9 protein-coding genes and 1 other RNA gene are annotated in these 12,246 nt (G+C 56.7%); 5 read left to right on the top strand and 5 right to left on the bottom strand.

What is annotated here, in order from left to right; translation table 11 throughout:
• From OB87_RS19835 to pnuC, 4 genes are all read left to right on the top strand, one after another.
• A non-coding RNA gene (locus OB87_RS19835) (RtT sRNA) lies at nt 1-85 on the top strand; the annotation flags it as partial.
• Nucleotides 86-339: 254 nt separating this feature from the next.
• Nucleotides 340-1,056 (top strand): DUF554 domain-containing protein, encoded by a 717-nt coding sequence (locus OB87_RS10320; protein ID WP_033569369.1) that lies wholly within the window; start codon nt 340-342, stop codon nt 1,054-1,056.
• A 201-nt stretch (nt 1,057-1,257) separates the two neighbouring features.
• A complete protein-coding gene (gene nadA / locus OB87_RS10315; RefSeq protein WP_167334391.1) occupies nt 1,258-2,304 on the top strand; it encodes a quinolinate synthase NadA in 1,047 nt (348 codons plus the stop codon).
• 21 nt (nt 2,305-2,325) lie between these two features.
• The gene (pnuC, locus tag OB87_RS10310; protein WP_033569363.1) at nt 2,326-3,051 is read left to right on the top strand and encodes a nicotinamide riboside transporter PnuC; all 726 of its coding nucleotides are present in this window, start codon (nt 2,326-2,328) and stop codon (nt 3,049-3,051) included.
• Between the two features lie 51 nt (nt 3,052-3,102).
• On the opposite strand, the gene zitB is transcribed toward pnuC, so the two are convergent.
• Nucleotides 3,103-4,038: a CDF family zinc transporter ZitB gene (zitB, locus tag OB87_RS10305; RefSeq protein WP_033569362.1), complete on the bottom strand. Its 936-nt coding sequence runs from the start codon at nt 4,036-4,038 to the stop codon at nt 3,103-3,105.
• A gap of 272 nt (nt 4,039-4,310) precedes the next feature.
• Here zitB and aroG point away from each other — a divergent pair, with 272 nt between their 5' ends.
• The gene (gene aroG, locus OB87_RS10300; protein ID WP_033569361.1) at nt 4,311-5,363 is read left to right on the top strand and encodes a 3-deoxy-7-phosphoheptulonate synthase AroG; all 1,053 of its coding nucleotides are present in this window, start codon (nt 4,311-4,313) and stop codon (nt 5,361-5,363) included.
• A 74-nt stretch (nt 5,364-5,437) separates the two neighbouring features.
• Here the strand turns inward: aroG and gpmA are convergent, their stop codons facing one another.
• The 4 genes from gpmA to OB87_RS10280 all read right to left on the bottom strand — a co-directional run bounded on the left by gpmA (nt 5,438) and on the right by OB87_RS10280 (nt 12,234).
• The gene (gene gpmA, locus OB87_RS10295) at nt 5,438-6,190 is read right to left on the bottom strand and encodes a 2,3-diphosphoglycerate-dependent phosphoglycerate mutase (protein WP_033569360.1); all 753 of its coding nucleotides are present in this window, start codon (nt 6,188-6,190) and stop codon (nt 5,438-5,440) included.
• A gap of 142 nt (nt 6,191-6,332) precedes the next feature.
• Complete coding sequence (locus tag OB87_RS10290) at nt 6,333-9,470, bottom strand: efflux RND transporter permease subunit (protein WP_033569359.1); 3,138 nt, start codon at nt 9,468-9,470, stop codon at nt 6,333-6,335.
• Nucleotides 9,467-10,978: an efflux RND transporter periplasmic adaptor subunit gene (locus OB87_RS10285; protein ID WP_033569358.1), complete on the bottom strand. Its 1,512-nt coding sequence runs from the start codon at nt 10,976-10,978 to the stop codon at nt 9,467-9,469. Before OB87_RS10285 ends, OB87_RS10290 begins: the two co-directional genes overlap by 4 nt.
• Complete coding sequence (locus OB87_RS10280; protein ID WP_033569357.1) at nt 10,975-12,234, bottom strand: TolC family protein; 1,260 nt, start codon at nt 12,232-12,234, stop codon at nt 10,975-10,977. The genes OB87_RS10285 and OB87_RS10280 overlap by 4 nt, the downstream gene beginning before the upstream one ends.
• Nucleotides 12,235-12,246: the final 12 nt, after the last annotated feature.

The raw sequence follows: 12,246 nt of genomic DNA, 5'->3' as shown, positions 1-12,246 counted from the left end.
TCGAGCCGAGCGAAGCGAGACAACAGCGCATCGCGCTGGCCCGAAGGGCGAGGCCGCAGGCCGAGTCATCCTGCACGACCCACCACCGCTAAATAAATCACTCCTCTTTAATTTGCTCATTGTTGTTTCAATATCGCACAGTCGTGCAGGTGAGAAGCTGCGTTCAGGTTCGAGCCGAGCCCCCTCTCTTCATGTAGGTTTTGTTATATCTCTTTTTGCTTTAGACCGGTTTAATCACACTGCCGCATTTGGCGTATAGTAAGGGCTTCTTTTTTTGACTGGTGGTTATATACCTTCGTGATTTGGCAAGTCGAAGGCTGAACCTAAGAGATATTGATGATGATTGGTCCGGTTATCAATGGTGCCGCTATTCTGATTGGCGGCGCATTGGGCGTGGCGTTACACCGCTTTATTCCCCAACGTATGCGTGATGGTTTACCTCCGGCGTTCGCGATGGTGTCGATCGCGATGGGGATAACGTTGGTGGTGAAAGTTCACCAGCTCCCTGCGGTTGCGCTGGCGATTATTTTAGGGGTAGGGATCGGCGAGTTGCTGCGTCTTGAAGCTGGCGTTCAGAAAGGGGCGATACTGATTGAACGCTTGCTGAGTCGGGTTGTGCCACCGCCCGAGCACAAATTACCGCAGGATGTGTATACCCAGAACTTTACCGCGCTGATTGTGTTGTTCTGTGCCAGTGGCACCGGTGTGGTGGGCGCGATGACCGAAGGGCTGACTGGCGACTATCAGTTGCTAATCATCAAGTCAGCGCTCGACATTTTCACGGCGCTGATTTTTGCCATCACATTGGGCGTTGCGGTGATGTCGATTGCCGTCCCGCAATTCCTGGTGCAAACGCTGTTGTTTTTCTCCGCCAGGCTCATCATGCCGTTCATGAATGACATCACCATGGGGGATTTTGCGGCCTGTGGCGGCATTGTGATGATGGCTGTCGGATTGCGCATCGCCCAGATTAAAACTTTCGCAGTGGTTAACTTCCTACCGGCGTTAGTGCTGATTATTCCTTTCTCCCTTTACTGGCATCGCCTGTTTCCCTGATTGTCTCACGGGCGGCCTGCTCAGGCCGTCTGGTATCCCGCGGTATGTTTTTAATAAATTAAACACGTCTGGCATTTCTGAAATTTAAAACTAAATAAAAAGCAGATTTCATGACATCATTACGATATCTTGTTTAGTATATAAAACAAATCATCCGGTGATGACATGATCTTCACGCCTGCAACCGCACGGAATTCCATGATGAGCCAGTTTCCTGAATTACCTGTTATCGATTACCCTTTTCCTGCAAAGCCCAGGCGGCTGTCTGAAGAGGAAAAGCAACAGTTCCGTCACCGCATTAAAAGCCTGCTGAAAGCGCGCAATGCGGTGCTGGTGGCGCACTATTACACTGACCCGGAGATTCAGGCGCTTGCTGAAGAAACGGGGGGCTGCGTGGCAGACTCACTGGAAATGGCGCGTTTTGGCCGTACCCATTCCGCCAGCACGTTGATCGTCGCTGGTGTCAGGTTTATGGGAGAAACGGCAAAGATATTGAGCCCGGAAAAAACTGTACTGATGCCGACGCTGGAAGCCGAGTGCTCGCTGGACTTGGGTTGCCCGGTGGACGCGTTTAGCGCGTTTTGTGACAGCCATCCGGATCGCACCGTGGTGGTGTATGCCAACACGTCAGCGGCGGTTAAAGCGCGGGCGGACTGGGTGGTGACGTCCAGTATCGCAGTGGAGTTGATCGAACATCTGGATAGCCTGGGAGAGAAGATTCTCTGGGCACCGGATCGGCATCTCGGGCATTACGTGCAGAAACAGACTGGTGCCGATGTGCTGTGCTGGCAGGGAGCTTGCATCGTGCATGACGAATTCAAGACCCAGGCGCTGAAACGAATGAAAGCGCTGTACCCGCAGGCGGCGGTGCTGGTTCACCCTGAGTCGCCTCAAAGCATCGTGGCGATGGCGGATGCGGTGGGGTCGACCAGCCAGTTAATTCAGGCGGCGAGACAGCTTCCGCACCGGGAGCTCATTGTGGCGACCGATCGCGGTATCTTCTACAAAATGCAGCAAGCCTGCCCGGATAAAGTGCTGCTGGAGGCACCGACTGCAGGGGAAGGGGCGACTTGCCGTAGCTGTGCGCACTGCCCGTGGATGGCGATGAACGGGCTGCAGGCGATTGCCTCAGCGCTGGAGCAGCAGGATACGCGCCATCATGCCATTGAGGTGGATGCTGGTGTTCGTGAGCGTGCGCTGATGCCGCTTAATCGGATGCTGGATTTCGCTGCGACGCTTAGATCATAGTTAATTCATTCAGGAGCAAAAATGGATTTTTTTAGTACCAGTAATATTCTGGTTCACATCCCGTTAGGGGATAACGGGTATGACCTATCCTGGGTTGAGGCGTTGGGGACGTTATCGGGGTTGATGTGCATTTGGCTGGCCAGTCTGGAGAAAACCACCAACTATCTGTTTGGCCTGGTCAATGTGTCGCTGTTTGCGCTGATATTCTTCCAGATACAGCTGTATGCCAGCCTGTTACTGCAGATTTTCTTTATTGCAGCCAATGTATATGGCTGGTACGCCTGGAGCCGCACCACCAACGAGCGAGAGGCGGAATTACGGATCCGTTGGCTATCACGTCGGCAAGCGCTGTGGTGGGGCGCGGGTTGCGTGATTGCCATTGTGTTGATGTCGCGCTATATCGATTCGTTTTTTGCTTTGCTGAGCCGAATTGCCGTGATGCTGATGCAGGCTGTCGGTTTGGATGTGACGATGCCGACATTGCAGCCGGATGCTTTCCCATTCTGGGATTCGACCATGACGGTACTGTCGGTGGCGGCGATGCTGCTGATGACCCGTAAATATGTGGAGAACTGGTTGCTGTGGGTGGTGATCGATGTCATCAGCGTGGTGATTTTCGCTTATCAGGGCGTCTATGCCATGTCGTTACAGTATGTGGTGCTGACGCTGATCGCCCTTAACGGCTCCTGGCTGTGGATAAAAGGCGCGAGGGATAATCACTCGCGGCCGCTGGTGCAAGCGCGATAAGAACGTCGGTTCGCGCTGTCCTGACGAGCGGGAGGGCGCGAATCAGCGTGATTAATGCGAATGGCTGTGCGGCTGAGCGCCAGCCTGATACTGGATATCGCAGTGGTCGTCGTCGCACGGTTGATACTCAATCTGGACCGTGGTGTGAGCAATTTGGTAATGATCCAGCAGATAGTGTTGGATACGCTGTAATAACGCATCGTGGTCATGTGGCGGAATAACCTGAACATGCAGCGTCATCAACGGCTTTTCGCCTACCTGCCATAAGTGGACATGGTGTACGTCGCGAATCTCCGGGACGTCTGCGGTCAGCTTTCTTTTCAGTTGGTCGACATCGATGCGGGTTGGTGTGCCCTCCAGCAATTCGTGCACGCTCTCTTTCATCAGCCGCCAGGCGCTACGCAGCACCAGTACCGATACCAGTACCGACAGGATTGGGTCAATCGGGGTCCAGCCGGTAAACATGATAATCAGTGCCGCGCCGATAGCGCCTACCGAACCCAGCAGGTCGCCCATGACATGCAGTGCCGCCGCTCGCACATTGATATTCTTTTCACCACTGCCGCGATGTAACAGCCACAGCGCCACCAAGTTGGCTATCAAGCCGCCGACGGCAATCAACAGCATCGGCGTGCTGGCGATAGGCTGTGGGGCATAGAAACGCTGGATGGCTTCCCAGACGATGAACCCGGTAATCGCCAGCAGGGCTATGGCGTTAACGAATGCGGCCAGGGTGGTCAGGCGCAAATAGCCGAATGTGTGTCGGACTGTCGGTTTTCGCTGGGCGAAACGGACGGCCAACAGCGCCACCAGTAACGCCACTGCGTCGGTTAACATGTGGCCCGCATCCGCCAGCAACGCCAGCGATCCGGACAGCAGCCCGCCGACCACTTCGGCCAGCATGAACGTGGCGGTAATGACGAAGGCCAGTTTCAGGCGTTTCATACTGTCATGTTCGGCCTGGTTGGTCGGGTGTGAATGAGCCATGGCATATCCTGTTTTAGGTTGATTAAGGCGGCATAACGCCGTTTTGTCCCGTCGAAGGACCACCCGCTAATGCCTGTGGTCAGCATGACCGAACCGCTTCCAGAGCCGATGACTGCAGCAGTGAAAACAGATGGGTATTTTTGCGCCATTTTTTAGCCGCTTGACTTATAATAGCCAGCCTGCAATATGAACGACGACGTTTTTATTTTTTCGTTTTTTACTCCGGGCAGACAGGGGATGAACGTCTGTTGCTGCGGAGACATGGACCCATTATGAATTACCAGAATGACGATTTGAGAATTAAAGAAATTAAAGAGTTGCTCCCCCCCGTTGCGCTGCTGGAAAAATTTCCGGCCACCGAACGTGCAGCACAGACAGTATTTAATGCCCGCAGCGCCATTCACAAGATCCTGAAAGGCAATGACGACCGCCTGCTGGTGGTGATTGGCCCGTGTTCCATCCATGACCCGAAAGCGGCCAAAGAGTACGCCGCGCGCCTGTTGACGTTACGCGAAGAATTGCGTGACGATCTGGAAGTGGTGATGCGCGTCTATTTTGAGAAACCGCGCACCACGGTAGGCTGGAAAGGGCTGATCAACGATCCGCACATGGATAACAGTTTCCAGATTAACGATGGCCTGCGCATTGCGCGTCAGCTGTTGCTGGAAATCAACGATACCGGTTTGCCAGCGGCGGGTGAGTTCCTGGATATGATCTCGCCGCAATACGTGGCGGATTTGATGAGCTGGGGCGCTATCGGCGCACGCACTACTGAATCTCAGGTACACCGCGAGCTGGCGTCCGGTCTGTCCTGTCCGGTCGGTTTCAAGAACGGCACTGACGGCACCATCAAGGTCGCGATTGATGCCATCAATGCCGCCCGCGCGCCGCACTGCTTCCTGTCGGTGACCAAGTGGGGCCATTCGGCGATCGTGAATACCAGCGGCAACCACGACTGCCATATCATTCTGCGTGGCGGCAAAGAGCCGAACTACAGCGCGGAACATGTGCAGGCGGTGAAAGCCGGTCTGGAAAAAGCCGGTCTGCCGACGCAGGTGATGATCGACTTCAGCCATGCCAACAGCTGCAAGCAGTTCAAAAAGCAGATGGACGTATGTGAAGACGTATGCCGTCAGATTGGTGGCGGCGAGCAGGCGATCATGGGCGTGATGGTGGAAAGCCATCTGGTTGAAGGCAACCAGAATCTGGAGAGCGGTGAACCGCTGGTATACGGCAAGAGCGTCACCGATGCTTGTATCGGCTGGGATGATACCGACAGCCTGCTGCGTCAATTGGCGGCGGCGGTGCGTCAGCGTCGCGGTTGATAGCCCTGTTGTTCGCATAAAAAAACCCGGTTTGAACCGGGTTTTTCTTTTTTACACTGGGTGTATAAAACGAATTACTTCGCTTTACCCTGGTTAGCTACCGCCGCTGCCTTGGCCGCGATCTCGTCAGCGTTGCCCAGATAGTAGCGTTTGATCGGTTTGAAGTTTTCGTCGAATTCGTAGACCAGCGGAACTGCCGTCGGGATATTCAGTTCCAGAATCTCTTCTTCGCTCATGTTATCCAGGTATTTCACCAGCGCGCGCAGTGAGTTGCCGTGAGCGGCGATGATGACGCGCTCACCTGTTTTCAGGCGCGGCAGAATGCTTTCGTTCCAGTACGGCACTACACGTTCGATAGTCAGTGCCAGACTTTCGGTCAGCGGCAGCTCTTTATCGCTCAGCGACGCGTAGCGCGGATCGTGGCCTGGGAAACGCTCGTCTTCACGGGTCAGTTCCGGCGGGGTGACCGCGAAGCCGCGACGCCACAGTTTCACCTGGTCGTCACCGTATTTTTCGGCGGTTTCCGCTTTGTTCAGGCCCTGCAGCGCACCGTAGTGACGCTCGTTCAGTTTCCAGCATTTTTCCACCGGCAGCCAGGCTTGATCCAGCTCGTCCAGCACGTTCCACAGGGTGTGAATGGCACGTTTCAGCACAGAGGTGTAGGCAAAATCAAAGCTGAAACCTTCTTCTTTCAGCAATTTACCTGCCTGTTTGGCTTCGTTGACGCCTTTCTCGGACAGTTCAACGTCCATCCAGCCGGTGAAGCGGTTTTCGTTGTTCCACTGGCTCTCACCATGTCGCACCAGTACCAGCTTAGTTACAGCCATGCTTAACTCCTTCATATACTAAGATTTCTATGATAACTGCTCTCATTATAGGGCCGGAGAGCGGTTATCGGCAATCGCTAGTCGTCAGGCCGCCTGATTTATATGCCGTCACAATGGCTAAAAAACAGGCGGCTTTATCGTTTCAGCTTGTGTGTTTCTCCACCGTATTACGATGAAGCAACAAAAACAGCGCTGGAATCACCAGCATCGACAGCAGTGGTGCGCTGACCATGCCGCCTACCATCGGCGCGGCGATACGTTGCATGATTTCCGAACCCGTGCCGCCGCCCCACATGATCGGCAACAGTCCGGCCATGATGGTGGCGACGGTCATCATTTTCGGACGTACACGTAATACCGCGCCTTCGCGGATGGCGGACGTCAACTGTTCGTCGGTCAGCGGTTGTCCTGGCTGGCGGTGTTTTTCCACCGCGTGATTCAGGTACAGCAACATAATTACGCCAAACTCCGCCGCCACCCCGGCTAGTGCAATGAACCCGACCGCACTGGCGACAGATAAATTATAGCCGAGCAGATACAACAACCAGACACCGCCGATCAGCGCAAAGGGTAGTGTACCCATAATCAGCAGCGCGTCTTTGATCTGGCCGAAAGTCACGTACAGCAGAATGAAAATAATTAGCAGGGTGAAGGGCACCACCAGCTTCATGGTTTCCGTGGCCCGCTCCAGATATTCAAACTGGCCGGACCAACTCACCGATACCCCCTGCGGCAGCGTGACTTGCTGCGCCACCTGACGCTGCATATCTTCCACGGCGGATTTCAGGTCGCGTCCGCGCAGGTCGACATAAATCCAGTCAGACAGGCGGCCGTTTTCGCTTTTCAGCATCGGTGGCCCTTCGCTGACGCGCACGTTGGCCAGCTCGGCCAGTGTCAGGCGTGCGCCGCCTTTCGTCACCACCGGCAGATTTTTCACCGCGTCTACCGAATCGCGGATTTCCCGTGGGTAACGCACGTTGATCGGGTAACGCTGGCGACCCTCCAGTGTTTCACCGATATTTTCCCCGCCGATCAGCGTGGCAACCATCGACTGCAATTCCTGCACCGACACACCATAGCGGGCGGCCCGTACCCGGTCGATGTCGATATCGATGTAACGCCCGCCCGCCAGCCGCTCCGCCAACGCTGACGTCACGCCAGGCACTCGCTTCACCACTTGCTCGATCTGTGCTGCCACCTGTTCGATATCATGCAGGTTATCGCCGTTGACCTTGATGCCGACCGGGCTTTTGATGCCGGTTGCCAGCATGTCGAGCCGGTTGCGAATCGGTGGCACCCACACGTTGGCGATGCCGGGAATACTGACGGTTTGGTCCAGTTCGGCGATCAGCTTGTCCATCGTCATGCCCGGTCGCCACTGTTCCCGCGGTTTCAGGCGGATGGTGGTTTCCATCATGGTCAGTGGTGCCGGATCGGTAGCGCTGTCGGCGCGACCGGCCTTGCCAAATACACTATCCACTTCTGGCACGGTTTTGATCAGCCGGTCGGTCTGTTGCAACAGTCGTGCGGCTTCACGCGGAGAAATGCCGGGCAGGGTGGATGGCATATACAGCAGGTCGCCTTCATCCAGCGGTGGCATGAACTCGCTGCCGAGGCGGGCGAGGGGGAACAAGGTCAACGCCAGTAGCGCCAGTGAAACAGCCAGCGTGGTTTTGGGAAACCGCAGCACCTGCCGTAACACCGGCTGGTACAATGCTATCAGCCAGCGGTTGAGGGGATTGGTCTGCTCATCGGGAATACGGCCGCGCACGAAATAGCCCATCAATACTGGCACCAGCGTGATCCCCAGACCGGCGGACACCGCCATCGCGTAGGTTTTGGTGAACGCCAGCGGTGAGAACATGCGGCCTTCTTGCGCTTCCAGCGAAAATACCGGGATAAACGACAGTGTGATAATCAGCAGGCTGCAAAATAGTGCCGGTCCCACTTCCGTTGCCGCTTGAGTGGCAAGTTGCCACCAGGTGGCATTATCCGGCTCATGCCCTGGGTGTTGATGCCGCCACTGTTCGACAACCTTGTGCATGTTCTCGATCATCACAATCGCGGCATCCACCATAGCACCAATAGCGATGGCGATCCCGCCCAGTGACATGATGTTGGCGTTGATCCCCTGATGGCGCATGATGATAAACGCCCCCAGAATCCCCAGCGGCAGACTGATGATCGCCACCAGTGAGGAGCGGAAATGAAACAGGAACAATGAGCACACCAGCGCCACCACCACAAATTCCTCCAGTAGTTTGTGGCTGAGGGTAGTAATGGCGCGTTCAATCAACGGTGAGCGATCGTAGGTGGTGACGATTTCTACCCCGGCAGGCAGGCTTTGGCGGATCTGTTGCAGGCGGGTATGCACCGCCCGCAGCGTCTCCAGGGCGTTTTTGCCAGAACGCATCACCACAACGCCTCCGGCGACTTCTCCTTCGCCGTTCAGCTCGGCAATACCACGGCGCATTTCCGGGCCTTGCCGTAAGGTGGCGACATCCTGCAACAGCACCGGAATACCGTCGCGTCGACTTACCGGTACGTTGAGAAAGTCTTCTGTTTTCAGCAGATATCCAGACGTTCGCACCATGTACTCGGCTTCTCCCAGTTCGATAACCGAGCCGCCACTTTCCTGATTGGCTGCACGCAGCGCGTCGATGACCTGCTGATGCGTCACGTTGAGGGCACGCAGCCGTTCTGGATTCAGCACCACCTGATATTGTCGCACCATGCCGCCGATGCTGGCGACCTCCGCCACGTTGGGCACGGTTTTCAGTTCATACTTCAACAGCCAGTCCTGAATGGCGCGCAAATCTGCCAGGCTGTGCCGACCACTGCGATCAACCAGTGCGTATTCGTAGATCCAACCCACCCCGGTCGCGTCCGGCCCCAGCGAGGCTTTGGCCTCAGCGGGCAGGGTGGATTGCACCTGACTCAGGTATTCCAGCACGCGGGAACGCGCCCAGTAAGGATCGGTGCCATCTTCAAACAGTACATAGACATAGGCGTCGCCAAACATGGAAAAGCCGCGCACGGTCTTGGCTCCCGGCACCGACAACATGGTGGTGGTCAGCGGATAAGTCACCTGATTTTCCACCACTTGCGGTGCCTTGCCAGGATAGCTGACGCGGATAATGACCTGTACGTCAGAGAGGTCTGGCAGTGCATCCAGCGGCGTTTTTTGCAGTGAAATTACCCCCCAGCCAGCCATCAGCAGTGAGGCTATTAGCACCAGAAAACGGTTCTTGATCGACCAGCGAATGACCGCAGCAATCATAGGTGACCTCCGTGAGCCGCAGCGACAGGTTGGATATCCAGCAGTTGGGCACCGTTGTCATCCAGTCGGAATCGAAATGTTACCGTCATACCAGGCTGGAGTGTGGCTGGCAGCGTGTCGCCATTGAAGGTGAAATCCATGGTCATCGGCGGCCAATCCAGCGCTGGCACCGCGTCATGGGCAAGGGTCACCTGTTTGCCGTTGATAGACTTGATGACGCCTTTGGTCTGGTAGTCGTTGACGGGTTTGGCGGTGGCTGTGGTCGGGCTCGGGTTCTGCGGTGCGTCGCTAAACGAGGTTAGCGCACTGCGTAGACTGGCTTCGGAGTCGATCAGGAACTGGCCGGAGATAACCACATTCTCGTTCTCGATCAGACCCGAACGTATTTCCGCCCAACCGTCCTGAATGATGCCGACGTCAACCGGGCGCGGTGTGAAATAGCCCTGACCGTCATCTAGCAATACCCGGTTCTGCCGACTGCTAACCAACAGCGCCTGTTGAGGAATCATCAATGCCTGACGAGCGATACCGGCGGCAAGCTTCACCGTCAGGTACATGCCAGGTTTGAGGCGTTGCTGATGGTTGTCCAGCACCACGCGGGCTTTCAGTGTGCGGGTCGTGTTGTCGAGTTGTGGTAGCAGTTCGGTAATTCGCCCACGGAAGGTGTCATTCGGCCAGCTATCGCTGATGGCGACCATCTCATCACCGAGATGCAACGCCGCCGCCTGCGCTGCCGGATATTCCACCTCAACCCACACCGGGTCGAGACTGGCCAGCTCAAACAGCGGTTGTGCGGGCGTTAACTGAGCACCGGTACGCACATCCAACCGGTTGATGTAGCCGTTTTCCGGTGCGGTGATGGTTAACCTTGGTTGCGGTTTGCCGCTGCGCTCCACCTGGCGGATCACGCTTTCCGGCATAAACATCAGCGCCAGTTTTTGTCGTGCGGCCTGGCTTAGCTCCGCGTCCCCTAACTGGCGTACTGCCAGGTACTCTTGCTGAGCGGCCGCCCAGGTCGGGTTCCACAACACTGCCAGCATCTGGCCTTTTTGTACCTGTTGCTGTACCGCGTTGACGGTGAGTTGCTCCACCACGCCGCCGCTGGGCGCGACCAGCGTGTGCAGGGTGCGCTCATTGAGTGCCACGGTGCCGTAGCCGGTAGCCTGGGGTTGCAGTTCTCGGCGTTCGGCTTTGGCGGTGCGCACGCCGAGATTCTGTTGCTGGCGCGAGCTGACGGCTACGCCACCATTATCCTGCACTTCATCGGCATAGCGCGGCACCAGCGGCATATCCATAAATGGCGACTTGCCGGGTTGGTCAAAGCGTTTGTCCGGTGCCATTGGGTCATACCAGTAGAGGACTTTACGTTCGCTATTGGCATCGGACATCGTGGTGGCGGTATGCGCAACCGTGCTGGTGGTTCGGCTGCTGTAATAACCAACGGTGTAACCCACGGTTGCAGTCGCCAGCGCCACGGCAATCAAGCTGACGGTAAAAGTTCGGTTCATTTGGCTGCGGTTCCTTGTGGCGTCAGGTAACGAAGTGTGGCCCACAGTGTCGCCATGTCACGGGCGGCGTTCTGTGCGGCGATACGGCTGTCCAGCAGTGCGCGGCGGGCTTCCAGCACGCTGGCTAAATCACTGCCGCCGCTTTGGTACTGGCTTTGCAACAGCCGGATACGCTGCTGCTGCAATGGCAGAACGTCGTCGTTCTGGCGATGCCAGCGCGACTGCGCTGCCTGATACTGCGCCAGCAAGGTATCGAGTTGCACCCGATGCTCCCGCTGGGTGAGTACAACCCGGTCGCGGGCCTCCATGCTGCGTGACAGATCGGCAGCGTGATCCTTGTCCTGCCGTCTGGATTGGAACAACGGCAGGTCCATGCTGATTTCGATGCCAGCCATATCGTCGAAGTTATTGCCGCGACGACCGTAGTAGACTTCGACGCCGACATCCGGAATAGCCGCTACCGCTGACTGAGCCGCCCGTGCTTGCGCCAGCCGGGTTTCCTGCTCGGCCTGGGCAATTTCCGGATGTTGGGGGATGGCAGCGTACAGCACCGCAGGGTCCGCGGGCAGTCGCTCGAAACGGGGTAACGGACCTTGCGTCGCGACATCGGCAACGCCGGTCAGCCGGGCCAGTCGTGCCTGAGCGATGGTCACGTCCCGCCTGGCATCAGCCAGTCGATCCTGCATGGCGGAAAGCGTCAGCCGGGCATCGAGCACCCGAGTTGATTCGCCGCCAGCTGCCACTCCGGCTTTCTGAACGGCAATCTGTCGTTGGCTTTCCTGCACCAGCGCGTTGACGTCCTGCAGTATCTGGCGGGAAAGCGCCAGTTCAAGCCAGGCCTGGGCTGTATCGCGTTGTAACTGGGCCCGCAGCGTTTCACTGTTATCGCGTACCGTATCGGCTTCCGCTTGAATGGTTTGCGCTTTACGTTCGCGCTTGGTGGCACTGACGTAAGTCTGCATGATACCGATGCGTTGCATGGTCATGCCTTCGCGTGTCAGGCGCTGGGTGTTGTTGCCGCTGATCGGCACGTTTTCGATGCCATATTTCAGACGAGGGTCCGGCAGTTGTGTGGCGGAGTCGGCCATGTTTTGCAGCGCATTCATCCGGTGCTGGTTGGCCGACAGGTCGGCGGAATACTGCTCCGCCGCCTGTAGCGCGCCATCCAGATCCAGTGCTGCCGCGAATGACGCGGCAGGCAGCCACAACAACATCGCCAGCCACGCGCGTGAAGCGCGGAACTTGCGTATGTGCATGGTTGTCTCCGG

It is taken from the genome of Dickeya undicola (assembly GCF_000784735.1).
Classification (GTDB): domain Bacteria; phylum Pseudomonadota; class Gammaproteobacteria; order Enterobacterales; family Enterobacteriaceae; genus Dickeya; species Dickeya undicola.
This window is presented reverse-complemented; position numbering and strand designations above follow the sequence as displayed.